This window comes from Bacillus sp. FSL K6-3149 (assembly GCF_038630515.1).
Taxonomy (GTDB): Bacteria; Bacillota; Bacilli; order Bacillales; family Bacillaceae; genus Bacillus; species Bacillus pumilus.
The window spans coordinates 535,882-560,825 of record NZ_CP152034.1; the positions used below are offsets into that span (position 1 = coordinate 535,882).

The 24,944-nt window shown below is 41.7% G+C and carries 30 protein-coding genes; 2 read left to right on the top strand and 28 right to left on the bottom strand.

Going from position 1 to position 24,944, the window contains the following annotated elements; genetic code table 11:
• Positions 1 to 9: 9 nt before the first annotated feature.
• Both MHB83_RS02765 and MHB83_RS02770 read right to left on the bottom strand, forming a co-directional pair.
• The gene (locus MHB83_RS02765; protein WP_212045629.1) at positions 10 to 744 is read right to left on the bottom strand and encodes a YwmB family TATA-box binding protein; all 735 of its coding nucleotides are present in this window, start codon (positions 742 to 744) and stop codon (positions 10 to 12) included.
• 128 nt (positions 745 to 872) lie between these two features.
• The gene (locus tag MHB83_RS02770; protein WP_335365245.1) at positions 873 to 1,103 is read right to left on the bottom strand and encodes a DUF1146 family protein; all 231 of its coding nucleotides are present in this window, start codon (positions 1,101 to 1,103) and stop codon (positions 873 to 875) included.
• 170 nt (positions 1,104 to 1,273) lie between these two features.
• Here MHB83_RS02770 and MHB83_RS02775 point away from each other — a divergent pair, with 170 nt between their 5' ends.
• The gene (locus MHB83_RS02775; RefSeq protein WP_212045630.1) at positions 1,274 to 1,747 is read left to right on the top strand and encodes a hypothetical protein; all 474 of its coding nucleotides are present in this window, start codon (positions 1,274 to 1,276) and stop codon (positions 1,745 to 1,747) included.
• A gap of 42 nt (positions 1,748 to 1,789) precedes the next feature.
• Here MHB83_RS02775 and MHB83_RS02780 read toward each other — a convergent pair whose 3' ends face one another.
• The 21 genes from MHB83_RS02780 to prfA form a co-directional block, all read right to left on the bottom strand.
• Entirely contained in the window at positions 1,790 to 2,185 is a 396-nt protein-coding gene (locus tag MHB83_RS02780) for a F0F1 ATP synthase subunit epsilon (RefSeq protein ID WP_050944437.1), read from the bottom strand.
• Positions 2,186 to 2,209: 24 nt separating this feature from the next.
• Positions 2,210 to 3,631: a F0F1 ATP synthase subunit beta gene (atpD, locus tag MHB83_RS02785; RefSeq protein WP_034660283.1), complete on the bottom strand. Its 1,422-nt coding sequence runs from the start codon at positions 3,629 to 3,631 to the stop codon at positions 2,210 to 2,212.
• A gap of 24 nt (positions 3,632 to 3,655) precedes the next feature.
• Entirely contained in the window at positions 3,656 to 4,522 is an 867-nt protein-coding gene (locus MHB83_RS02790; protein ID WP_342496614.1) for a F0F1 ATP synthase subunit gamma, read from the bottom strand.
• An 88-nt stretch (positions 4,523 to 4,610) separates the two neighbouring features.
• Positions 4,611 to 6,119, bottom strand: coding sequence for a F0F1 ATP synthase subunit alpha (atpA, locus tag MHB83_RS02795; protein WP_003214775.1), 1,509 nt, complete (start codon positions 6,117 to 6,119; stop codon positions 4,611 to 4,613).
• Positions 6,120 to 6,135: 16 nt separating this feature from the next.
• On the bottom strand, positions 6,136 to 6,681 hold the full coding sequence (locus tag MHB83_RS02800) for a F0F1 ATP synthase subunit delta (RefSeq protein WP_012011549.1): 546 nt from the start codon (positions 6,679 to 6,681) through the stop codon (positions 6,136 to 6,138).
• Positions 6,678 to 7,199: a F0F1 ATP synthase subunit B gene (atpF, locus tag MHB83_RS02805; RefSeq protein ID WP_003214532.1), complete on the bottom strand. Its 522-nt coding sequence runs from the start codon at positions 7,197 to 7,199 to the stop codon at positions 6,678 to 6,680. Before atpF ends, MHB83_RS02800 begins: the two co-directional genes overlap by 4 nt.
• 120 nt (positions 7,200 to 7,319) lie before the next feature.
• Positions 7,320 to 7,532 (bottom strand): F0F1 ATP synthase subunit C, encoded by a 213-nt coding sequence (atpE, locus tag MHB83_RS02810; protein WP_003214968.1) that lies wholly within the window; start codon positions 7,530 to 7,532, stop codon positions 7,320 to 7,322.
• Positions 7,533 to 7,580: 48 nt separating this feature from the next.
• Complete coding sequence (atpB, locus tag MHB83_RS02815) at positions 7,581 to 8,315, bottom strand: F0F1 ATP synthase subunit A (RefSeq protein WP_003215198.1); 735 nt, start codon at positions 8,313 to 8,315, stop codon at positions 7,581 to 7,583.
• A 7-nt stretch (positions 8,316 to 8,322) separates the two neighbouring features.
• Positions 8,323 to 8,706 (bottom strand): ATP synthase subunit I, encoded by a 384-nt coding sequence (locus tag MHB83_RS02820; protein ID WP_003215321.1) that lies wholly within the window; start codon positions 8,704 to 8,706, stop codon positions 8,323 to 8,325.
• A gap of 496 nt (positions 8,707 to 9,202) precedes the next feature.
• Positions 9,203 to 9,832 (bottom strand): uracil phosphoribosyltransferase, encoded by a 630-nt coding sequence (upp, locus tag MHB83_RS02825; protein WP_003214553.1) that lies wholly within the window; start codon positions 9,830 to 9,832, stop codon positions 9,203 to 9,205.
• Positions 9,833 to 9,980: 148 nt separating this feature from the next.
• A complete protein-coding gene (gene glyA / locus MHB83_RS02830; RefSeq protein ID WP_050944707.1) occupies positions 9,981 to 11,228 on the bottom strand; it encodes a serine hydroxymethyltransferase in 1,248 nt (415 codons plus the stop codon).
• A gap of 177 nt (positions 11,229 to 11,405) precedes the next feature.
• Positions 11,406 to 11,945: a TIGR01440 family protein gene (locus MHB83_RS02835; RefSeq protein WP_310025654.1), complete on the bottom strand. Its 540-nt coding sequence runs from the start codon at positions 11,943 to 11,945 to the stop codon at positions 11,406 to 11,408.
• A 12-nt stretch (positions 11,946 to 11,957) separates the two neighbouring features.
• Positions 11,958 to 12,407, bottom strand: a complete 450-nt coding sequence (gene rpiB, locus MHB83_RS02840) for a ribose 5-phosphate isomerase B (RefSeq protein ID WP_003214714.1) — start codon at positions 12,405 to 12,407, stop codon at positions 11,958 to 11,960.
• 140 nt (positions 12,408 to 12,547) lie between these two features.
• Positions 12,548 to 13,006: a low molecular weight protein arginine phosphatase gene (locus MHB83_RS02845; RefSeq protein ID WP_284907427.1), complete on the bottom strand. Its 459-nt coding sequence runs from the start codon at positions 13,004 to 13,006 to the stop codon at positions 12,548 to 12,550.
• Positions 13,007 to 13,069: 63 nt separating this feature from the next.
• Positions 13,070 to 13,624, bottom strand: coding sequence for a manganese efflux pump MntP family protein (locus MHB83_RS02850; protein WP_137054279.1), 555 nt, complete (start codon positions 13,622 to 13,624; stop codon positions 13,070 to 13,072).
• 60 nt (positions 13,625 to 13,684) lie between these two features.
• Complete coding sequence (locus tag MHB83_RS02855; RefSeq protein ID WP_342496615.1) at positions 13,685 to 14,737, bottom strand: L-threonylcarbamoyladenylate synthase; 1,053 nt, start codon at positions 14,735 to 14,737, stop codon at positions 13,685 to 13,687.
• A 161-nt stretch (positions 14,738 to 14,898) separates the two neighbouring features.
• Positions 14,899 to 15,342, bottom strand: coding sequence for a hypothetical protein (locus tag MHB83_RS02860; protein ID WP_003215151.1), 444 nt, complete (start codon positions 15,340 to 15,342; stop codon positions 14,899 to 14,901).
• Positions 15,343 to 15,405: 63 nt separating this feature from the next.
• Positions 15,406 to 16,062: a stage II sporulation protein R gene (spoIIR, locus tag MHB83_RS02865; RefSeq protein WP_342496616.1), complete on the bottom strand. Its 657-nt coding sequence runs from the start codon at positions 16,060 to 16,062 to the stop codon at positions 15,406 to 15,408.
• Positions 16,063 to 16,180: 118 nt separating this feature from the next.
• Complete coding sequence (locus tag MHB83_RS02870) at positions 16,181 to 16,660, bottom strand: hypothetical protein (protein WP_003214608.1); 480 nt, start codon at positions 16,658 to 16,660, stop codon at positions 16,181 to 16,183.
• Positions 16,661 to 16,802: 142 nt separating this feature from the next.
• Entirely contained in the window at positions 16,803 to 17,687 is an 885-nt protein-coding gene (gene prmC, locus MHB83_RS02875) for a peptide chain release factor N(5)-glutamine methyltransferase (protein ID WP_342496617.1), read from the bottom strand.
• On the bottom strand, positions 17,677 to 18,744 hold the full coding sequence (gene prfA / locus MHB83_RS02880; RefSeq protein ID WP_050944445.1) for a peptide chain release factor 1: 1,068 nt from the start codon (positions 18,742 to 18,744) through the stop codon (positions 17,677 to 17,679). The genes prmC and prfA overlap by 11 nt, the downstream gene beginning before the upstream one ends.
• Positions 18,745 to 18,954: 210 nt before the next feature.
• Between prfA and racA the strand changes: the two genes are divergently transcribed.
• The gene (gene racA / locus MHB83_RS02885) at positions 18,955 to 19,503 is read left to right on the top strand and encodes a chromosome-anchoring protein RacA (protein WP_342496618.1); all 549 of its coding nucleotides are present in this window, start codon (positions 18,955 to 18,957) and stop codon (positions 19,501 to 19,503) included.
• Between the two features lie 35 nt (positions 19,504 to 19,538).
• On the opposite strand, the gene MHB83_RS02890 is transcribed toward racA, so the two are convergent.
• From MHB83_RS02890 to rho, 5 genes are all read right to left on the bottom strand, one after another.
• Entirely contained in the window at positions 19,539 to 20,495 is a 957-nt protein-coding gene (locus MHB83_RS02890) for an AEC family transporter (RefSeq protein WP_003214757.1), read from the bottom strand.
• A gap of 88 nt (positions 20,496 to 20,583) precedes the next feature.
• Complete coding sequence (gene malS / locus MHB83_RS02895; RefSeq protein WP_003215037.1) at positions 20,584 to 22,284, bottom strand: oxaloacetate-decarboxylating malate dehydrogenase; 1,701 nt, start codon at positions 22,282 to 22,284, stop codon at positions 20,584 to 20,586.
• 279 nt (positions 22,285 to 22,563) lie between these two features.
• Positions 22,564 to 23,166 carry a thymidine kinase gene (locus tag MHB83_RS02900; RefSeq protein ID WP_003214626.1) on the bottom strand — a complete coding sequence of 201 codons (603 nt, stop codon included), beginning with the start codon at positions 23,164 to 23,166 and terminating at the stop codon, positions 22,564 to 22,566.
• An 87-nt stretch (positions 23,167 to 23,253) separates the two neighbouring features.
• The gene (rpmE, locus tag MHB83_RS02905) at positions 23,254 to 23,454 is read right to left on the bottom strand and encodes a 50S ribosomal protein L31 (protein WP_003215407.1); all 201 of its coding nucleotides are present in this window, start codon (positions 23,452 to 23,454) and stop codon (positions 23,254 to 23,256) included.
• Between the two features lie 130 nt (positions 23,455 to 23,584).
• Positions 23,585 to 24,868: a transcription termination factor Rho gene (gene rho, locus MHB83_RS02910; protein WP_003215202.1), complete on the bottom strand. Its 1,284-nt coding sequence runs from the start codon at positions 24,866 to 24,868 to the stop codon at positions 23,585 to 23,587.
• Positions 24,869 to 24,944: the final 76 nt, after the last annotated feature.

The following is a 24,944-nucleotide window of genomic DNA, read 5'->3' on the forward strand; positions in this document are numbered from 1 at the left end:
TTCTCTATATTAATATTCAGTCGTTACGATTGGTGTGCCAACCGTAATCGTATGATTTTCGTTCATTTCCGAACTTCTGATGGCAATTTGAACATTCATTTTATCATTTGAAGTCATAATGAACTGTTCCCACTTATCTGTGTAAGCGGAAAGCGACACAAAATTAGACTCAACGAGATACTCAACTGGTTTTGCTTGAAATTCATTTGCTAACATTTCAGCCTTTTTTTGCAAAACAACATCCATCATACCATTTACATGACCATCGAGACAAGTAAAAATTACAAATTTCTCTTGTAATATGCTTTTTGCATGACGTACGAACTGATCATATGTATGCTTCCAGGTATTCAGTGGGCGAGCACCTTTTTGCTCATATAATAAATACGACTTTTGATTGGATTTTGTGTCGGTCTTCACGAGTAAAATTTTCGATAATGTATCATTTTTTTCATCTTTGTAAATTCCTGTGACTTTGGTGACATGTTCTTCTTCTTTTTCGGTCCACTCATACTGTCGTAGTTCGTCTCTCAAACGTTTCACTTTTTTTGAAAATTGTTCGGATGAAATGTCTACATTTGTTTTGGCGTGAAGAGTCCATCCATCTACTTCAATTTGCTGGCTTTTCAAACCTTCTGCTATTTGGACGAGCGGAGAAGATTCTTCCGCACGAACACCTTGAATCATCAGAACAAAAAAAAGAATAAACGCAAATAATGGCCAACCTTTTACATACTTTCTCACTTGTCATTCCCCCTTGCTACAAGTGTTGCCGCAAGGAGGTCTATGCATACGTGGAAAAGTCATCAAAGGCCATACTTTTGACACTTCTTTTTACGTTCCCGCATAAGGCAGTGACCAAACCTTTTATGTTAGAACATATAAGGTATTTGTTTGGAGAAATTTAAGTAATCAAGGAAGAAATTGCTGACTGCAGATGCAATAGCAATGGTAATGAGCATCATCAGCAATCTTGCCTGAACGATTTTCCCTTTTTTAATCAGTGGGTCAATATTAACGGCAAGCAATGCCCACCATGTAATCGCAATAAAAAACAGGTGGATCACAATACTAACAATTGCTTGTTGTCCTACGTCTTCCATACAGTTGAATCCTCCTTATATTTATTTCTGTAAAGGAAAACTCCCTTTCATTATATCCTCGAAAATCGGAAAGATGAATCATTTGGAAAAAAGAGCTACATTTAGAGTAAATCCCCTCTTATCCTGGTGCCAAGGAGATGATATACTGCGTGTGGAAGGAGCTGAACATATTGAAAGATTCTTTTCCTGACTTTGTTGATTTGTACGGAGAACTGGTTCCCTCATTTGATCATGAATGGGAGGCCATTGCTTTCTACTTTGATTATAGACAGACACAGCTAGAAGAATTAGCGCAATTGTGTCATTTTCATAACATTTCTTTGGATTATTCTGAGGAGAGCCTGTATCAGTTAGAAACACTTTACTTTGATGCATTTACCAAGCAGTTGTTTGCTGAGTGGAAAATGCCAATAGATGCATTAGAAGCGATGATGAGTGTATATATGGGAGAGGTTGTCCTCCGTCATCATTCTGATGCTGACTGGGTGGTACGTCCTTATATGGACTCTCCGCATCAATATACGCTGGGTTTGCGCCGGCACAATAAAACGTGGCATAGTACCCAGTTTTGCGAGCACTTATATTTTGAAAAACAGGATTCTCACCCGTATGTGTCAATGTACCAATCCCTCATGTCATTCTAAAAAAAATCCTTCTTATCATTGTGATAAGAAGGATTTTCTGTTTTATTTCCCTGCTACATTTAAACGGTTTAATGCCCGTTTTAATGCGAGTTCCGCCCGGCGTACATCACTTTCATTCGGGTGGTTCAAATGCTCTTCAGCACGCTGTTTCGCTGATTTCGCACGATCGACATCAACTTTTTCTGATGTTTCAGCGGCCTGAGCAAGAATGGTTACTTGTTCAGGGCGGACTTCAACAAATCCGCCACTGACTGCAACCAATTCAGTTGATCCACTATGTTTTAAGCGAACTGCACCGATTTTTAGCGGAGCAACCATTGGAACGTGGCCAGCTAAAATACCAAGCTCACCGCTTTCTGCTCTGACACTGACCATTTCCACATCCGCTTGATACACTGGGCCGTCGGGAGTAACGATATTGACTTGAACGGTCTTCATGCTTTTACCCTCCTAAGGACCAGATTAGGCCTCTACACCCATCTCTTTGGCTTTTTCAACCACTTCTTCAATGCGTCCAACTAAGCGGAATGCATCTTCTGGAAGGTGATCGTATTTACCAGATAAGATTTCCTTGAAGCCTTTAACAGTTTCTTTCAATGGCACGTAAGAACCTTTTTGGCCAGTGAACTGCTCTGCTACGTGGAAGTTTTGAGATAGGAAGAATTGAACACGACGCGCTCTGTGTACCACAAGCTTATCGTCCTCTGATAATTCATCCATACCTAAAATGGCAATGATATCTTGTAGTTCTTTATAACGCTGCAATGTTTGCTGCACTTCACGCGCAATGGCATAGTGCTCTTCGCCAACGATCTCAGGTGCAAGTGCACGAGATGTTGAAGCAAGAGGATCAACCGCTGGGTAAATACCCATTTCAGTCAGCTTACGCTCAAGGTTTGTCGTTGCATCAAGGTGAGCGAACGTTGTTGCTGGAGCTGGATCCGTGTAGTCATCCGCAGGTACATAGATCGCTTGAATCGATGTAACCGATCCTACGTTTGTAGACGTGATACGCTCTTGCAGCTGACCCATTTCTGTTGCAAGTGTCGGCTGATAACCTACCGCTGAAGGCATACGTCCAAGAAGGGCTGATACTTCAGAACCTGCTTGTGTAAAGCGATAGATGTTATCGATGAAGAACAATACGTCTTGACCTAGTTCATCACGGAAATGCTCTGCCATTGTCAAACCAGTTAGGGCAACACGCATACGTGCACCTGGTGGCTCGTTCATTTGACCGAAGACCATGGCTGTTTTTTCGATAACGCCAGAATCTTTCATTTCGTAGTAAAGGTCGTTTCCTTCACGTGTACGCTCTCCAACACCAGCGAATACAGAAATACCGCCGTGTTCTTGTGCGATGTTGTTGATCAATTCTTGAATCAGAACGGTTTTACCTACACCGGCTCCACCGAATAGACCGATCTTTCCGCCCTTGATGTAAGGAGCAAGAAGGTCAACAACTTTAATACCCGTTTCAAGAATTTCAACTTCTGTAGAAAGTTGATCAAAAGAAGGCGCTTGTCTGTGGATTGGATCTCTTTGAGCTTCCACACCAAGTGGCTCATCTAAGTCAATATTATCTCCCAGTACGTTGAATACGCGTCCAAGTGTTACGTTACCAACTGGTACTGAAATTGGTTTTCCAAGGTCTACAGCTTCCATACCGCGCTTCACACCATCTGTTGATGCCATTGCGATGGTTCTGACTGTATTATCACCTAAATGTAGTGCTACTTCTAAAGTTAAGTCGATCGTAACTTCACTTTCACTTTCCGCTTTATGCGAAACTCTGATCGCATTATAAATCTCAGGCAAGTGACCGTCTTCAAAATGAACGTCTACGACTGGTCCCATGATCTGACTGATGCGTCCTGTTTTCATTGCATTCCCTCCTGACAATTATTTCTATTCTAAGGCAGCTGCTCCGCCGACAATTTCTGTAATCTCTTGTGTAATCGCTGCTTGACGAGCACGGTTGTAAGAGAGTGTCAGGCCGTCGATCAATTCCTTTGCGTTGTCTGTTGCACTCTTCATTGCTGTCATCCTTGCAGCATGTTCACTTGCTTTGCTGTCAAGAAGCGCACCGAAAATCAAACTCTCTGCATATTGAGGAAGGAGAACTTCAAGAATTTCTTCTTCAGAAGGCTCAAACTCATAAGATGCGGAACGTTTATTGGGTGTCGCTGCGGCCGAAATGTCCGTTAGCGGCAATAATTTCTTCTCTGTTACTTCTTGTGAAATGGCACTGACAAAGTGGTTGTAGAACATGTAAAGTTCGTCAAACGCTTCATCAGAGAACATTTGAACTGTACTGCTTGCTAATTCTTTAATATCAGCAAACGCTACTTCGTCTCCAAGCCCTGTGACTTCAGAAATAACTGGAATACCGCGCTTTTTGAAGAAGTCGCGTCCAATTTTACCAATCACAATCACCGCATATTCATCAGCAGATTGATGACGAGAATGAATGGTTTGGTAAGCGGCACGCAAAATCGAGCTGTTAAAAGGTCCTGCAAGTCCTCGATCAGATGTAATGACGAGATACCCTGTTTTCTTGACAGGTCTTGAAAGAAGCATTGGGTGCTTAGCACTTGTTCCAGTTGCGATTGCAGCAACGACTTCCTGGATTTTTTCCATGTAAGGAACAAAAGACTTCGCATTGTTTTCAGCACGATTCAGTTTCGCAGCTGATACCATTTGCATCGCTTTTGTGATCTGACTCGATTTTTTCGTTGACGTGATCCTTGACTTTATATCGCGTAATGAGGCCAAAGATTTCACCACCTTTTTTCAGGAATCCGTGTTCATTTACGTGAAAAGAGAGAAAAAGAGAATCTTTTTCTCTCGGAAAGATTACTAATTAGTTGCTTGGTGCAAACGTACGTTTAAAGCCTTCGATTGCTGTATTCCACTCTTCATCAGCAGGCATGTTTCCTGTTTGAGAGATCGTGTCAAACAAGCCTTTATGGTTTTCTTCAATGTACATGAATAACTCAGCTTCGAAACGTTTGACATCAGCAATCGCGACATCGTCTAAATATCCTCTTGTAAGTGCATAAAGAATCGCTACTTGTTTTTCAACTTTAAGCGGTTTGTTCAAGTCTTGTTTTAAGACTTCAACTGTTCTAGCACCACGGTTTAATTTTGCTTGAGTCGCTTGGTCTAGATCAGATCCAAATTGAGCGAATGCTTCAAGCTCACGATAAGAAGCAAGATCCAGACGAAGTGTACCTGCTACCTTTTTCATCGCTTTGATTTGTGCAGAACCACCTACACGGGATACAGACAATCCTGCGTTTACTGCTGGACGTACGCCTGAGAAGAAGAGGTCAGATTGTAAGAAAATCTGTCCATCTGTGATTGAAATAACGTTTGTTGGGATATATGCAGAGATATCGCCAGCTTGCGTTTCTACGAAAGGCAATGCTGTGATAGAACCGCCACCCTTTTCGTCACTAAGCTTCGCTGCACGCTCTAATAAACGAGAGTGAAGATAGAAAACATCACCAGGGAATGCCTCACGACCTGGAGGACGACGAAGCAATAATGAAAGCTCACGGTAAGCTGCCGCTTGTTTAGAAAGGTCATCATATACAACAAGTACGTGCTTGCCGTTATACATGAATTCCTCACCCATCGTTACACCTGCATAAGGAGCAAGGTAAAGAAGTGGGGCTGGCTGTGATGCAGAAGCTGTGACTACAATTGTGTAATCAAGCGCACCATGCTTACGAAGTGTTTCAACAACACCACGAACCGTTGATTCCTTTTGTCCGATTGCTACATAAATACAGATCATGTCTTGATCTTTTTGGTTTAGGATCGTATCAATTGCAACAGATGTTTTACCTGTTTGACGGTCACCAATGATCAATTCACGCTGTCCGCGTCCGATTGGAATCAAGGCATCAATTGCTTTAATCCCTGTTTGAAGCGGCTCATGAACAGATTTACGATCCATAACGCCTGGTGCTTCACTTTCGATTGGACGAGTTTTGCTTGTTAAAATTGGACCTAGTCCATCAACAGGCTGACCAAGTGGGTTCACAATACGTCCGATTAACTCTTCACCAACTGGAACCTCCATGATACGACCTGTACGTTTTACATCGTCACCTTCGCGGATATCTTTGTAAGGTCCTAAAATAACGATACCTACGTTAGACTCCTCAAGGTTTTGAGCCATACCCATTACACCGTTAGAGAACTCAACCAGCTCTCCTGCCATAATGTTGTCAAGGCCATGTACACGCGCGATACCGTCCCCTACTTGGATGACTGTACCGACATCTTTTACTTCAATTTCAGATTGATAGTTTTGGATTTGCTGCTTTATCAGCGCGCTAATCTCTTCAGCTTTGATACTCACTAAGGTTTCACCCCTTCTAACGATTTTCGCCTGCAAGCTGACGTTCAATGCGGGAAAGCTTTCCGCTGACACTGCCGTCATAAATGCGGTTTCCGATACGGATTTTCACTCCGCCTATTAGATCCTTGTCAATCACATTTTCAACACGCAGTGATGTGACTCCGGCTTTTTTGGCAAATACTTCAGATAAAGATTGAATTTCAGCACCGCTCAGCGGTTTCACTGAATACACGATCGCATCGTCTATTTGTTTCGTGCGGTTTGCCAGTTTCACAAACTCAGACGTCATTTCAGAGAAAATATTTGTGCGTCCGCGGTCAATCAATAAATACATTGTGTGCAATACATGTGTCGAAACACCTTTGAAAGCTTCTGCAATCAAATGTTTCTTTTTGTCTGCCGTAATCTTTGGATGAACAAGAAAGTCATTCAATTCTTGGTCAGCCTTTAGAACTTTTTTGATCTCATTCAGCTCTTTTTCAGTTTCGTCTACTGCCGAAGAAGCAAGAACGATGTCAAAAAGAGCAGAAGCGTAACGCTTAGAGACAATAGTCACGCTCATCGGCTTTCGCCTGCCTCTTTAAGATACTCTTGAATCAATTTCTCTTGTGCTTGCTCATCAAGTTCTCTTTCAATCACTTTAGATGCAATAAGTACAGATAGTGATGCAACCTGCTCGCGCAGTGCAGCCACAGCTTGTTCTTTTTCTTTCACGATTTCAGTTCTAGCAGACTCTTTCAAGCGCTCTGACTCTTGACGTGCTGCTTGAATGATCTCTTCTTTTTGTTTCTCACCAATCTTTTTCGCATTTTCGATGAGTGTATGTGATTCTTCGCGTGCTTCTTTCAATAAGACACGTTGTTCTTCAAGAAGCTTTTCAGCTTGAACGTGCTTTTGTTCAGCACTTGAAATTTCATTTCCTATATAATCTTCACGCTGTTTCATAATCCCTAATAAAGGCTTAAGCGCAAATTTCTTTAAAAGTGCAAGCAAGATGAGCATAGCGATCAGCTGGAATATCATATCCCCGGCGTTGAAACTTAAGCCACCTGCCCCTAAAACCACTGGTAACTGAGACATTTAGTACGGCAACTCCCTTCTTTAAATAATATGTTAAGAAACAAAACATAAAGGAATGGCGAAGTTTCGAACTAATCTGATCTTCGCCATTAAAATTCATATTAGAACGCTTCTCACATATTAACCAAAGAATGCCAAGAATGCGATAACGACAGCGATAATTGGAAGTGCCTCAACTAAAGCTACCCCGATGAACATAAGAGTTCTTAGTTCTCTACCAGCTTCTGGCTGACGAGCGATTCCTTCAACTGTTTTAGATACGATTAGACCGTTACCAATACCTGCTCCTAGTGCTCCCAAACCGATTGCAATTGCTGCTGCTATTAAATTCATTAAAAAGCTCCTCCTTTAAAATAACGTCCTTTTTGGACTCTCAATTTTTTAGTGTTCGTCGCTGACTTTATGAGAAATGTACACCATTGTCAGCATGGTGAAGATAAATGCTTGGATTGTTCCGACAAACAAACTAAATGCCTGCCATACAATCATCGGCACGATGGCACCTAATGTACCAACGATACCAAGCGCAATGTTTTGCGTGTAGAAATTGGTCGCAAGTCCTGCAAGCAAACCAAGAAGAATCTCTCCAGCAAAAATGTTTCCATAAAGACGCAAACCAAGTGTTAGCGTGTTTGCAAATTCTTCAATAAGTTTCAATGGTACTAAAAGCGGAATTGGTCTAAAGTAGTCTTTCGTATATTCCTTGACTCCTTTTGCCTTGACACCGTAGTAATGTGTCAATCCCATGACCATAATCGCTAGTGTCATTGTAATTGCAGGGTCTGCTGTTGGTGATTTCCACCACAAGTTGTGATCGACCGTAATCGAAAATGGCAGTCCAAGCATGTTTGAAACAAATATGTACATGAGTAATGTAACGCCAAGCGCTAGAAATGGGGCTCCTGTTTTCATGTCCATCGAACTACCTATGATATTTCGAACAAAATCAACAATCCATTCCATGAAGTTCTGCGCCTTTGTCGGACGAATAGACAGAACACGAGTAGTCAGCACCGCTATGAGAAGAACGATGATACTAGCAATCGTAATCATGAGAACATTGGATAAGTTGAACGTTAACCCTAAAAATTCTGTCGTTTTTGAACTGTGACCCAAAGAGTATTCACCTCTCTTCCATAGTAGAACGTTTAAGTTGAATGAAGGAATCTATCATAATGACAGGATATATTGTCATTAATCCTATAACAACACCTGCCAGATGAACTTCATTAGGGTAACGCCAAGCAATCGCTACTGCGAGAATTGCGTTGGCCCACCTGGCTGTACTTCCCATTGAACGAATGGATTTTCCTTTTTTAACCGCTCGATCAAAAGCGTGCATTCTCCGTATAAGTAGGAATAAATTAAAGAAAGCAAAAATTGTGCCGATAATCAAACCAAGAAACAGTGGTTTAAAACCAGGCATGGCATAGCCAAACACAAAAATTGCCAATAGATAGAACATGTATTTACTCTGTCTGCGGAAAATCGCGTTTGGATCGTTCATTCATCTGACTCCCGATGAAAAATATTGTAAAAAAGGTAATAAATGGTGATGAAAACTGCGTAGAAGACGCTTATGATAAGCAGTCCTGTTCGAAAAAAATCAATCACCCATCGGTCTAATTGCACAATCAGACTTGAAATCTAAAGATCTATGGGATGTTGCTTCATTCGCTGATACAAACCCTGATAATTAAAGGGTTCACAATGAGGATTAGTAGAGTGCTATAGGCTATGAAAACCTTACCATAATACCCTCGTTTAGCATACAATAGCGTCTATGATGTGTCAATCCGTTGAAAGTTAAAAAACTTTTCTATAATGATAGAGCACACAAAATGTTCACAATTTCATCAAACTTTAGGAGACACGTGACATTCATTGAAAAAAACAGCTAATGTTCAGTATACATTGATTTTTCTAAGAACGATATCAACCGTTTGTCATATATTTCAAAAAGCCCACATGCACGTTTGCATGTGGGCTTTTATTAAAACATGTTATTTCGTTCCATACATACGGTCACCAGCATCACCAAGACCTGGGATAATGTAGCCTTTTTCGTTCAATTTCTCATCTAATGCTGCAATGTAGATATCAACGTCAGGATGGTGCTTTTGCATTTCTTCTACACCTTCAGGAGCAGCAATCAGACACATGAAGCGAATGTTTTTCGCTCCGCGTTTTTTCAAGCTGTTCAATGCTTCGACTGCTGAACCGCCAGTTGCAAGCATTGGATCTACTACGATAAATTCACGCTCTTCCACATCAGATGGAAGCTTCACATAATATTCAACAGGCTTTAATGTTTTCGGATCACGGTATAAACCGACATGTCCCACTTTAGCAGCTGGAATGAGTTTCAAAATCCCGTCCACCATACCAAGACCTGCTCTTAAAATTGGCACAACACCGAGTTTCTTCCCTGAGATCACGTTTGATTTCGCTACTTGTACAGGTGTTTCTACATCTACCTCTTCAAGCGGTAAGTCTCTTGTGATTTCAAATGCCATTAATGTTGCGACTTCATCCACTAGCTCTCTAAATTCTTTTGTTCCTGTATGAACGTCACGAATATATGTAAGTTTGTGTTGAATAAGCGGGTGATCAAATACATAAACCTTTGCCATTGCTTGCTACAACTCCTTTTCTGTCATCTTCCGGTGAACTTTGCACACTTCCTACAATTCTACATAAAAAGACATCATCTTTCAATATGATTCGCAAATCCTACAAAAAAAAACCCACATGCCAAAAATAGGCAAATGGGTCTGCTTTTTAATAATCTAATTCGTTATATAAAGGGAAGCGGGCAGTCAGATCAGATACACGCTTTTTCGCTTCTTCTAATTTCGCTTCATCTTCATGATGTTTTAGAGCAAGCGCAATAATGGAACCGACTTCTTTCATTGCCTCTTGATCGAAACCGCGGCTTGTCACTGCTGCTGTACCAACACGTACACCACTTGTGACAAAAGGTTTTTCTGGATCATAAGGAATCGCATTTTTGTTCACTGTAATGCCGATTTCATCAAGAACATTTTCTGCAATTTTTCCTGTGATACCAAGAGAACGCAAATCGATGAGAACAAGATGGTTATCCGTTCCACCGGACACAAGCTGAATATCTTCAGATAAAAGGGTTTCAGCTAGCTGCTTTGCATTGTCAATGACGTTTTGTGCATATGTTTTGAAATCTCCGTTCAATATTTCACCGAAAGAAACAGCTTTTGCAGAGATGACATGCATCAGTGGTCCACCTTGAATACCAGGGAAGATCGATTTGTCGATCTTTTTACCAAACTCTTCACGGCATAGAATCATTCCGCCGCGAGGTCCACGTAATGTTTTGTGAGTCGTCGTTGTCACAAAATCTGCATAAGGAACTGGATTTGGATGAAGACCTACTGCAACAAGACCTGCAATGTGAGCCATGTCGACCATAAAGTAAGCACCGACTTCATCCGCAATCTCACGGAACTTTTTGAAATCAATTTGACGTGGGTATGCACTTGCACCCGCAACAATTAGCTTTGGCTTATGTTCACGTGCTTTTTCAAGTACATCTTGATAGTCGATATGCTGCGTTTCTTTATCAACACCATATTCTACAAAGTTGTACTGTACACCACTAAAGTTAACAGGGCTTCCGTGCGTTAAATGCCCGCCATGTGATAAGTTCATACCTAGCACTGTATCGCCATGCTCAAGAATGGTAAAGTATACGGCCATGTTCGCTTGAGCACCTGAGTGAGGCTGTACGTTCACATACTCAGCGCCAAAAATTTCTTTTGCGCGGTCACGTGCGATATCTTCTACAACGTCTACATGTTCACAACCGCCATAGTAGCGTTTACCAGGGTAGCCCTCTGCATATTTGTTTGTTAATACAGAGCCCTGCGCTTCCATGACTGCTTCGCTTACAAAGTTTTCTGATGCAATTAATTCAATTTTGTCTTGCTGGCGTTTCCGCTCTAGTTGAATTGCCTTGAATACTTGTGCGTCTTGCTCAGGTAAATGTTTCATCAGCGAAATCCTCTCCAATCTATTTCCATTCGATGTTTTCACCATCTCATTGTACACGGTTTTTGAGTGAAATGTAAAAGTTTTTTTGGAAAATTGACTTCTTTTTTTGCGAAAAACCGAATATTCAAGTGGTGAAGCGCCTTCATCATTCAACATTATATTAGAAATATATCTTAGCTAAGATTTTGTATAAACCGCTCGTTCTCCGCCAATCAGCTTCGGACGCGTTTTCGCAAACGTCACATGTGCATGTCCTAATTGATGACGACTAAGGCGAACAGGTACAGCGACTCTCTTTAGGTGCATCCCAATGAATGTATCACCGATATCGATTCCAGCATGCGCCTCGATGGATTCAACTAACACAGGATGTTCCATGTGCTGATACGCATGAGCCGCCATCGAACCACCCGCCTTTCGGACAGGTACTGCCGCCACAATCTCTAGATTAAGCCGGAAAGCCACTTCTTCCTCCACAACAAGAGCACGATTCAAATGCTCACAGCACTGGAAAGCGACCTCAATGCCGGTCTCTCGTCTTAGCTGATCCAATTCTTGATAAATGGACGCAGCTATTTGCTCACTTCCTGATGTCCCAATATGCTCACCAGCCACTTCTGATGTACTGCAGCCGATCACTAAGATTTGCCCAGCACGCAGTTCGACCATTTGATGAAACTCTTTTAACATTTCAAGCCAATCTTGACCAATGTTCATGTTAAGCGCTCCTTATAGGTGCTTTTCTTCGTAATCAGCGATCTTACCAATCCGTACAGCATGTCGTCCTGCCGTAAATTCTGTTGTCAGCCAAATGTGTGCAATCTCACGTGCTAATCCAGGTCCAATGACTCGTTCTCCCATTGCAAGGACGTTTGTATCATTATGTTCTCTAGTCGCTTTCGCACTAAATGTATCATGTGCCAGCGCGCAGCGAATTCCTTTTACTTTGTTTGCTGAGATACTCATACCGATGCCTGTCCCGCAAATTAAAATGCCGCGGTCCACTTCTCCGTTTGCCACCATGTTAGCTACAGGAAAAGCATAATCTGGGTAGTCTACAGAACCTGATCCACATTCACAACCCATATCAATGTATTCAATCTTCAATTCATCCATCAGTTGTTTGATTTCTTCACGAATATTCGTTCCGCCGTGATCGGATGCAATAGCTACTTTCATCGGGCAATTCCTCCTAAGGGTGAGTTGATCTGTTATGCCTTACATTTATTCTTTATTTACAGTTATATTTTAACCTCTGCTTAGTCATTTGCAAACAAAAGCAGAAAAACCGTTGATGCAACGGTTTTACAGGTTGTCCATTATGAGGACGTCTGATCCTTTTTCAATTTCTCAGCCAGCTGCTGGAGCAATGCTTCAAGTTCATCACGTGTTTCCTGATAAACAGACAGGCTTCCTCCAAATGGATCGGATACATCGCCTTCTGTCCCTGTCGCGAATTCCTTTAGAGTGAAAATCTTGTCTTTTGCATGTGCATATTGCTCCACAATCAACTGTTTATGCTGCATGGTCATGGTGAAGACGTAATCAGCTGCTCGCAGAAGATCCTCTGTCAGTTTTGCTGAAGAGTGATTCAGTGGAATGCTTTTCTCAAATAGTGCTTCGACCGCTTGAGGAGAAGCCTTCCCAGCATCTGAGGCAAAAATGCCCGCTGATTTAACAGTGACCTCTAAACCTTTCTCTTGTGCAATTGAAGCAAAAAGGGCTTGAGCCATCGGACTTCTGCATGTATTTCCCGTACAAACAAATAAGATTTTCATCTTTCGCCCTCCTTTTCTTCTATTATATAGCATTTCATTCTACATGTTATGTAAGGAGACTGACTAGAGCGGAAATAATAATTTGATACCAAAGGCTAGTAAAATGATTCCGCCAAGCGCTCCGCTATATGATCCCACCCATGAACGGACCTGTTTACCGAGTAATAATCCAAGCCATGTGAGGATCATACTAAAAAAACCAAACAATAAAATGGTCATCCATACGCGAGAACCGTAAATTCCGAGACTTAAACCAACGGAAAAACTATCTAAGCTGACACTTGTTGCAAAAAGAACAAGACCAGCGCCAACAGGTGCGATAAATGGTTTATCTTCTTTGCGAATAGACGCAATGATCATTTGCAGCCCGAGCACCAAAAGCAGCGCCCCGCCGATATAGGTGGCAAGGAGACCGAGCCAGCCTGATAGGAGCTGACCTGTTAGCATGCCAAAAAGCGGCATAAACATATGAAATATCCCAATGACAAGTCCAATATAAATGATCTGGCAAAACCTCAGCTGAATCATTCCCATGCCAAGTCCAACCGAAAAAGCATCCATCCCCAGTGCAAAAGCCATGATGCTGAGCGTCAGCAATTCGCCAGCTAGTTCGTACATGTAAATCCCCCTTGGACACGCATTCTCCTTTAACCTATGTTTGTCCAAGAAGGGTTAGAACTATTTGAATGAAGAGAGAGTGCGCCCTCCTGCCGCTTTTTGCAGACGGTTCATAATTGCTGAACCAACCCCCTGCTCTGAAAAGGATTCTGAAATAATGACATCTACATCTGTCTCATCAAATTGTCTTAGTACACGATATAAGTTTGCCGCTATCGTTTCAGGTTTTTCTCTCCACCCACAGCTGAAAACAACATCTGCCGCAAACAACGATTTCTTTTCTTCTGTTGTCAGCACGCCAACTTTGAAACCTTCCGCCTGGTATGTTTGAATGTGACGCTGCATCTCTTCATCACTTCCAAAAAAGAGATACATCTTAGCTTCAGGGGCGTAGTGTGTGTATTTCATCCCTGGCGATACAGGCGCTTCGTCCTTTTTTGTCAGCCCTGGGTCAATACTAACCGTTCCTACTACCTCTTCTAAAGCTTCTTTTGTAATCCCGCCCGGCCTTAGGATGACTGGAATCTCGTCGACACAGGATACAACCGTTGACTCAACGCCAATACCAGTTGAACCACCATCGACAATTCCAGCGATTCTTCCATCGAGATCACTCGCTACATGGTCAGCTTGTGTTGGTGATGGTTTGCCTGAACGGTTGGCACTTGGTGCGGCAATCGGCAGGCCAGCCGTTCGGATGAGCTCAAGCGCAATCGGATGGTCAGGCATTCTCACACCGACCGTGGATAAACCTGCCGTGACCTGCTTTGATAAAGTGCCCGGCTTACACGGAAGAACAATGGTTAATGCACCCGGCCAAAAGGCATCCATCAATGCCTTTGCTTTTTCGCTTTCTATTTGCGCAAATTCATGAAGCTGCTCAATTGCCGCAATGTGGACAATCAATGGATTGTCACTTGGACGCCCTTTCGCTTCATATATTTTCATGACAGCTTCTGTCTCTTTCGCATTAGCCCCTAGTCCATACACCGTCTCTGTCGGAAAAGCGACCACTTCGTTTTGCTGCAATAACAACGCTGCCTGTTCAATTTGTGGATAGTATGTGGATAAATTCTTTTCTAAATCCACAGACCACCTTCTTGTATTTAACATCATACAAACTCCTTTTAAAAAAGATAAAACTGTTGATATATCTCAATTATCCTTTTGAAAGTATAAAAGATGATGATCAATAAAACAAGCGTTGTCCACAATTTGTGGATAACGCTTGTTTAACGGTGGATAAGTATGTGTATAAGTTCAATATATTGTGATTAACTGGCTTTTTTTTGAAGAACCACTGCCTGTTCTTTCGCTAAGATCTCTTTTGCATGTGCAGATACCCACATGCTTTCTGGAATATCCTCTAAAGCCGTGAAGCCCATCAATGCCAAAAAGTCATGTGAGGAGGAGTGGTTGGCGACGACATAAAACGTATCCACACCTATTTTCCCTCCGAGCGTTTGAACACTTTGGAACAAAGATACGATGTGTCCCTGACCTAGTTTATCTGATATGACAAGAGACCGCAGCAGGCCCTCTTGTTCACTAAGCTGTTCAAGACCTAAACACCCTGCCAGCTGACCTTCTGCATCTTCCATGACAACAAATGTCGTACGCTCTGCAAGCGTGACGCCGCCTTTCGCTTGTCCTTTTTCAAGAAAAGCATTGATCGCTGGGGCATCTTCTTCTGTGGCTATTCTTAATTGATAAAACATGCTTTCACCTCTTTTTGATCTCTTACTTCAACTCTATGAGGCAAAAACAGATTTATACCTTTTTTAGGAGAAAAGACTAGAGACCCATTCGAATAAAAAGAATTTCACTTCACCCGTCTCTTCTTTCTCTTCTTTGACCACTTCATTCACAGACTCATCTGTTTGCTGTGCTGTCACTTCGTTATCCTCATCCCCCTCTGGCGACGCGATGGCTTCTCCATTTGAAAAATCGATAAAGCAGAGCGGCGGGAATAACACACACCACCAATTGGCTCCATCCCCTTCTCCAAGCGTAATTAAAATGGCTTCATATTTCCCTGCAGGATAGACGAAATTTCCATAGAGCTTTGTTGGAAATGAGGCTTTTTGAAAACTGACTGATACGGATTGATCAATGTGCTGCTCCTTCAAATTCGCTTTGGCAATGCGATTGATTTCTGGCAGCTTGGACCGAATCACACGTCTTGCTTCTTCAATGGATGTAAGGTCTTTGACCCATTCTGTCATATTGGCATTGACTTCGTCTCGAATGCTTCTTTTCACATCCTGATCTGCTGAACGATCACTATTTGCTAAAATGCGTAATCGAATGGCTTCATCTGGTATCACAACAGGCTGATTTGCAGAAGCAGCCGCTGTCTCCTCTCTGCCAAGGTTTGCAAAAGCACCGCATAATAATAGAAACATATAAAGACAAATCATCATTTTATTTTTAAACATGATGTGTTCCCCCCACTTTTTCTCTTCGCTACAAACATTGTGTCCAGGAAACCCATCTCATAAACAGGAAAAATGATTTTTTTAATAGATTATGAGTCAAATGAAAAAAACCGTTCCATTAAGAACGGCTTTGGAGTGAGGATTGGTAATCGGAAGGGTACAGTCTTCCATCCCAATCTCGGCTGATTTTTAACCCTGCATCTGTTTTGATGACAGTCATTGCTCCTTTTTTCTTGATTTCTTTTTTGACTTTTCCGTTCTGATTAATAAATTGAATCATCATTTCATAGTTAAATTCAATTCTGTCATCGCTTTCATCTGAAGGCGTAAACGTAATTTTCTTCAGCTTAATTTGACAATCTTGATCCTTTGCTGCTTCTAACACGCTCGGGAACATGCTGTCTTGTGTATATTCTTGATATTCATGCTCGGTTAAATAAGACTTCAGCTTCTCCTTCATGTCAGTTAGGTCATCTGTTCGATTCACTGTGTATTGTGCTTTTTTATAGCTTTCTCCAAATGCTGCTGCTTCTTTTTTAAAGCTCGGTTTGCCACAAGCACTCACAATCAATAGTACACTGACGATGACCAACACCATCGCATACCTTCTGTTCACACCATTCGCTCCTTCAAAACAAATTTATGTAAAAAAATCATGATCAGAATGTTCATTCTTCTATATATACGTTTCTCTTTTACCATAAGTTTCATCTTTACATAATAAAATAGTCCGACTTTATTCAGCCGGACTTTCCGTTTTGAATGTGTGCGCAAACAGCTCGGTCTTTCCCGTTAATATCCTTGACGATGCGGACATCTGCCGCGGGAAATGACTGCAAGAGAAGTGCTTTTACATCTTGCCCTTGCGTATATCCAATTTCAAAGACAACGACCGCCTGCTTATGAAGTACATGGTGAAGATCACGAATGAGACGCTTATAAAACCACAGACCATCACGTCCATCTGTCAGCGCATTTACTGGCTCATGCTTCGTAACCACCTCTGACAAGCTGTCCATTTCTTCTGCCGCAATATAAGGTGGATTGGAAATAAACAGATCCACTTTGATGCCCTGATCCTTGATAGGTTCGAGTAAGTTCCCTTGTAAAAAATGGACGTCTGCACCTAGCGCTTGCTGATTCCGCTTTGCTACCGCAAGTGCTTCATGTGAAATATCCGTTGCTGTGACAGATAGTGTTTCTTTTTCAAGAGCGAGCGTAATCGCAATTGCCCCGCTTCCGGTGCCAACGTCTACTGCTTGAAGCGGCTGATCGTGCGGGAAGATGTCACTCATCAAATTCAGTGCCGTCAAAACGACCTCTTCCGTTTCAGGGCGAGGAATGAGAACATGTTTGTTCACCTCGAAGGGACGGCCGTAAAAAAATTCAATACCTGTTAGATGCTGAACAGGCACGCCTTTCTTGTGCTGCGTGACAAACTCGCTGAATAACCGATCTTGCTCCTCTGGCAGCTGATCATGAAAACGTGCAAGAAGTTCACTTCTGCTTAAGTCCAGTACATGCATCAAAAGGAGCTCTGCTGCGTTTTGGTCTCTACCGGCTTCCGTTAACAAAGAAGAAGCCCATTTAAGGGCTTCAAAGTTGGTACGCTGATTATTTTGCATTTTGAAGCTTTCTTGCTTGGTCTTCCATAATTAATGCATCTATGACCTCGTCAAGTTTTCCTTCTAAAATTTGATCAAGCTTTTGAATCGTTAATCCGATGCGGTGGTCTGTTACACGGTTTTGTGGGAAGTTGTACGTACGGATACGCTCTGAACGATCCCCTGTTCCAACAGCAGATTTACGCGTTTGATCATATTCAGCCTGTGCTTCACGCTGGAATTTATCATAAATTCTCGCACGTAATACTTTCATGGCTTTTTCTTTGTTTTTGATTTGTGATTTCTCATCCTGACAGGAAACAACCACGCCTGTTGGAAGGTGAGTTAATCGAACAGCAGACATGGTTGTGTTAACACTTTGTCCGCCAGGCCCGCTTGATGTGAAAGTATCTACACGGATGTCTTTTTCGTGGATATCAATTTCAACTTCTTCAGCCTCGGGCAAGACAGCAACTGTCGCTGTTGATGTATGAATCCGTCCGCCTGATTCCGTTTCCGGAACACGCTGCACGCGGTGTGCACCGTTTTCAAACTTTAGTTTGGAATATGCGCCTTTCCCGCTAATCATAAAGATAATCTCTTTATAACCGCCAGTTCCAGTCACATTCGCTTCCATTACTTCTGTTTTCCAGCCCTGCATTTCAGCATAACGGCTGTACATACGGTAAAGGTTTCCAGCAAAAAGCGCGGCCTCTTCTCCTCCTGCTGCACCACGAACCTCCACAATAACGTTTTTGTTGTCATTCGGATCTTTCGGGATCAGCAAGATTTTCAGCTCGTCTTCTAAACGTTCCGTTTCCTCTGTGAGCTCTGAAATTTCTTCTTTGACCATGTCGCGCATCTCGGCATCCAGCTTTTCTTCCAGCATTGCTTTCGCTTCGCTCAACTGGTCGTATGCCGCACGATATTGTCTATATACCTCAACAGTTTCTTGAATATCAGATTGTTCCTTCGAATATTCACGAAGCTTCTTAGGGTCGTTCACCACTTCAGGGTCACTTAAATATTCATTTAGCTTTTCATAGCGTTCTTCAATTGATTTTAAACGGTCTAACATGGTCTTCACCTCTGTTTTGTGCGTAACAGTCTAATTATAGTATAGCGGGGTATGACAGTCAAAAAAATTTCCAAAACAATTGATTTTCTGCAATTTTCCGCTAGAAAACACGATCTTTGGCGATTGGTTACTTGTTTTGTCTAACGTGAAGGAACAGTTCCTTCTTGAAGAGAATGGTACTTATAATTGAAAAAAGGGAGGGCATTTGGTTTGAATACAAATGAGGTTGCAAAAGAAATTGGCGTTTCTTCAAAAACGATTCAGCGTTGGGTTAAACAGCTCAACATCCCTGTCGCCCGGAATGAACTTGGACATTATGAATTTCATGAAGATATTGTACAGCTTCTCAAAGAAGTCAAACACCAAATGAGTGAAGGTGTGATCCTTCAAGACATTCGACTGCCAATCCACACGGAAACCGTTCAACAGTTGTCGCCTGCTGCAGAAACTGCTGCCTCCACAAAGCGGATCGAAGCATTGGAAAAGCAGGTGAATCAGCTCATTCAGCAGCAATTGCACAGCACTGATGTAGAAAAACGACTGCAAGAACTCGAACGGAAACTGGCTAAAAAAGCAGATGAAGGTGTATCCTATCAGCTGCTCCAGCACCGTAGAGAAATTGAAGATCTCACCACTAAACTTGAGCGTCTTGCTGCGAGCTTGAAACAACCCTCTCAAATAGAAGAAAAAAAGGAAATCACGCACATTGACATCAAAAAAAAGCGTGCGCTCTTCCCTCTGTTTCATTCATTTCGCTAAGAAAGGCTGCCTCATGAGGCAGCCTTTCTACTTTATTATGAGGTAAGTGCAATAATGATCGGTAATGAAATTAATGACATGATTGCACTGATCACAAATGCGGATGCAGTTTCTGCTTCTTGTTTTTCAAATCGGGTTGCGATCATGGCTGCAACAGCTGAACCTGGGAAGGCAACAAGTAATACAGCTTTTGTAATTTCATCAGCCGAAAGACCCATGAAAATGGCGATAAAATACATAAGCAATGGTTGTACAGCTACTTTTAGCAATGCGATACTGAATGCTGGTAGGCTTAATTTAATTTTACGGATACCAACAGTGACACCGACTGCAAATAGCGCAACCCCTGACGTAACACTTCCAATTTCCTCTAGCATTTCATGTCCAATTTCAGGCAGTTTAAATCCTAAAAGAACAAGAATGATACTTGCTAGTGGTGCAAGTGCAAGCGGCTCTGATAAACCGTGCAAAATAGCTTTCGTCGTCATTTTAAGGAAACTTTCGCCGTCTTTGGCTTTTCCTTTTGTTTTTTCACCGACAGTTGACACAATAATCGCAATTGGATCAAGCATTGCATTTACAACTATTCCGGTAATTGCAATCGGAATTGCAACTTCTTGAGCCCCAAATAAACTGCCTAGGACTGGAATCCCCATAAATGCAAAGGTCGGTTGAGCTGAGTTTAACGAGAAAATAGATGAATTTGTTAAATCGTATTTAAAAGCAAATTTCGTAACAAGAAGGATAATGATATAAAAACCTACGATTCCTAAAATCAATGCAACGAAAAATGGAATTTGACTATAGAATTTATCTTTTGGTGTTGACAGAATGCTGGCGATAAAGTGCGCTGGCAAAGCATACTTTGTCACAAGTGTACTTACACCTTTTGCAGATTTAGCGTCATAGCTACCGAAGTGTCCTGCGAACCAACCCAGCGCGATAACGAAAAAAATCGGTGCTAGGAGGATCAAAATATTTAAAAAGTCCACCTTACTCTTCCTCCTTAAATCCTTACAAGTTTCTATTTATTGCGGCATTGTTTAAATTACCCTAAACAATGCCGCGTTACACAATTTATTATGCTCTTACAATTTTTTTATATTCAGGAATCCACATTGCATCTTTCACAGCTTGTTCGATGTCGTCAGGCGTTCTTCTTGCGACACCATCTTTAATTGCTGCTTTTGCCACTTCAATGGCCACTTTGATAGAAACTTCTTGCAATTTATCAATGCTTGGAAGAAGACCAGCACCTGGTTTATCATGATCAACCATTTCAGCAATCGCATCTGCAGAAGCAACGAACATGCCTTTTGTGATGATTTTTGATTCCGTTACGATTGAGCCAAGACCAAGTCCAGGGAAAACGAACGCATTGTTTGATTGTCCAATTTCATGTTCAATTCCGTTATACTCAACGTTTTCGAACGGGCTTCCTGTTGCAACAAGTGCACGGCCGTCTGTCCATTTGAATAGATCTTCTGGAACAGCTTCCGCAAGTGGTGTTGGGTTAGACATTGGCATGATCACTGGACGCTCTGTATGTGCTGCGATTTCTTTAATGATTTCTTCAGTGAATGCACCGCCTTGACCTGATGTACCAATTAGAATCGTTGGCTTCACCCTGCGAACAGTTTCAGCAAATGAGATTTGCCCTTTTTCATCACGTGCCCAGCCTTCTACTTCATCAGAAGAACGAAGGTAAGGTTTTTGGAAATCAAACACTTCATCTTCGAATTGATCTGTCAGTAATCCTCTGTAGTCTAAAGTCCAGAAAGCATTGTTTGCTTCTTCTTCACTTAGACCTTCAAGAACCATTGTGTCACGCATTTGATCTGCGATTCCGATTCCAGCTGATCCAGCTCCGAAGATCATCACACGGTGATCTTTCAATTGAGTACCAGTTTTCTTGACAGCTGCAAGAACACCCGCTAAAGTAATGGCACCAGTACCTTGAATATCATCATTGAATGTTAAGATGTTATCATTGTATTTTTTCATGATGTTACGCGCATTTTTGTTTCCAAGGTCTTCCCAGTGAAGCAATGCTTTCGGGAAGAATTTAAGCGCTGCTTTTACATATGCATCAATGAATTCTTCGTATTTTTCACCTTGTACACGTTTGTGATGGTTTCCGATGTATAATGGATCATTCAATAATTTTTCATTGTTTGTTCCAACATCTAATACGACTGGAATCACGCGGCTTGGATCAATACCTGCAGCAGCCGTGTAAACAGCTAATTTACCAATTGCGATGTTGATACCACCAACACCCCAGTCACCAATTCCAAGAATGCTCTCAGAGTCAGTTGCTACGATCAGGTCGATATCTCCTGCTGTTGCATGTAAGTTTTCAAATGCTTTCTCAATGCCGTCAATGTTCTCGATTGAAAGATAGACACCATGAGGTCTTCTGTATTCATGGCTGTATTCTTGAATCGCTTCACCAACAGTTGGTGTGTACACAACAGGAAGCATTTCACGAAGCTTGTCTGATATAAGCTTATAGAACAATACTTCGTTACGGTTTTGCAAATCACTTAAGTATACGTTTTGACGAAGACGATCTGGCTGTGCTAGGAATTGCTTGTACGCTCTCTCCGCTTGTTGTTCTAAAGTGAGAACAGTTGGAGGAAGTAAGCCTTCTAGTCCAAGCTCTTGTCTTTCTTCTTCAGAAAAAGCAACGCCTTTGTTCAACGTTGGAATCGATAATACATCTTTACCTGTCAATGTGGTTTCGAGGTACCCTTCTTTTGTTTTCTTCACGTTGTTCATCAAAAACTACCCTCTTTCTAAAATATAAATAAAGTGAACTATTAATTTAAAGAACGATTAAGGAGAATAATCCTTAATCAAAAAAATTATGACAAGAAATCGAACTTTTCGTTAAAATGCTTTACACTACAGTTAGTCATTTTATGCCTGCTTATACTAAAACGCAAGCGTTGAAAATTAGATAATTTTTTCGTAGCGTTATTTAATTTATTTAAGTACAAATGATGGGTGTTCAGCCAAAATCTCAAAAAACGAAACACAGCGGCATTTGCTATTTTTTTAATTGTCAAGTGTTGTACCAACGTCAAGTCTTGGTACTTCATGGTGATGTCTGCATCGTGCTTCGTATGATTCCTGCGCACCTACTAAAATAATGGGATCATCATAGGATGCGGGTTTACCGTCGATCAAGCGTTGTGTTCTACTCGCTGGGGAGCCGCATACCGAACAAACTGCTTGAAGTTTTGTTACAAGCTCTGCACATGCCATTAAATGCGGAACAACACCAAATGGCTCTCCTCTGAAGTCTTGATCAAGGCCTGCAACAATGACTCGGTAACCTTTATCAGCCAATTGAGTGACAATGTCAATGATTGTCTCATCAAAAAATTGCACCTCATCTATGCCAATGACATCGGTTCTTTCTGATATGTGCGTTATTATGTCTTTTGGTGAGGCTACTGCAATCCCATCGACCGATGAACCGTTATGTGAAACAACTGAGCTTGTACTATATCGGTTATCAATCGCTGGTTTGAATATTTTTACTTCTTGTTTGGCAAAGGTGGCCCTTTTGGCTCTCCGAATCAATTCTTCCGACTTTCCAGAAAACATACTTCCGCAGATGACTTCAAGCCAACCGCTTTGTTTCATCACATACATAAGGTCTTCTCCCCCGTTTTAAAGTTCCATCAATCCACGTAAAAAAACAGGCAAGAACGGATTCCTGCCTGTTTATTGTATCTATTATTACTTAAGACCGTATTTTTTGTTAAAGCGGTCAACACGTCCATCAGCAGAAGCGAATTTTTGACGGCCTGTATAGAAAGGATGGCACTCAGAGCAAATCTCGATGCGTACCTCTTCTTTTACTGATCCAGTTTCAAACTCATTTCCACAAGCGCATTTGACTGTAGCTTTTTTGTAGTTAGGATGAATTCCTGTTTTCATCTACTGTCATCTCCTTCCGCCCTGAATCCAATTCGGAAACAGAGTTAATATCTCAGAATAAATTCTGAAACGCACATGATGAAATTATAACAGTGTGAGTCTATGATTGCAAATGTATTTTTTCAACAAGCTATCTTCTTGATGCAGACATGTTCGCTTGTTTCCATTCTTGCGTTAAAATATCGAAAAATTCTTGGTTTGTCTTTGTTTTTCTCATTTTGCGCATGAACTTCTCAGCAAAGTCAGGTGTATCTGACATCGATTTTCTCATCGCCCATAAACGATCAAGATGCTCTTTTGGTACAAGCAGTTCTTCTTTTCTCGTACCAGAACGACGAATGTCGATTGCTGGGAAAATTCTTCTTTCTGCAAGAGAGCGGTCCAAATGAAGCTCCATGTTCCCCGTTCCCTTAAATTCCTCATAAATCACATCATCCATACGTGATCCCGTATCAACGAGCGCAGTGGCTAAAATCGTCAAGCTTCCGCCTTCTTCAATGTTACGCGCAGCACCAAAGAAGCGTTTTGGACGGTGGAAAGCCGCTGGATCAATACCGCCGGAAAGCGTTCGGCCGCTTGGCGGGATGACAAGGTTGTACGCACGAGCAAGCCTTGTGATGCTGTCCATTAAGATGATAACATCTTTCTTATGTTCGACAAGACGCATGGCACGCTCTAATACAAGCTCTGCTACTTTAATGTGGTTTTCCGGTACTTCGTCAAAGGTTGAACTAACAACATCCCCTGCAACAGAACGTTCGATATCTGTTACTTCCTCTGGGCGTTCGTCAATTAAAAGGACAATCAGCTCTGACTCTGGGTGATTTTCAGAAATGCTGTTGGCAATTTCTTTGAGCAAAATGGTTTTCCCAGCCTTAGGCGGTGCAACAATTAAACCACGCTGCCCAAACCCAACTGGCGCCATCATATCCATAATTCTAGTAGACAGGTGATTAGGCTGTGTTTCAAGAATCATTTGACGATCAGGGAATAGCGGCGTGAGTGCAGGAAAGTGAACACGTTCCTTAGCTGATTCTGGGTCGTCCCCATTTACCGCTTCGACATGAAGGAGGCCATAGTAGCGTTCATTCTCTTTTGGAGGTCGTACCTTTCCAGACACCTTATCTCCGTTTCGTAAATCAAAGCGTCTGATTTGTGAAGCTGAAATATAAATGTCTTCAGAACTTGGGGAGTAGTTAATTGGTCTTAAGAAACCAAATCCCTCAGACTGAATAATTTCAAGAACCCCTTCCATAAATAAAAGATCCTCTTGCTCAGCGTTCGCCTTTAAAATGGCAAAGATTAATTCTTTTTTTGTTAGTTTGCTGTAATAAGAGATTTTGTACTTTTTTGCTAGCTCATACAGCTCTTTTAATTTCATATTTTCCAAAGATGAAATCGAAACATCTTTCAATATGGACACCACACTTTTCTAGTCAATGTATTTCATTACAAATGCATGACCATTGTATTTGATTAGCTTTTAATTC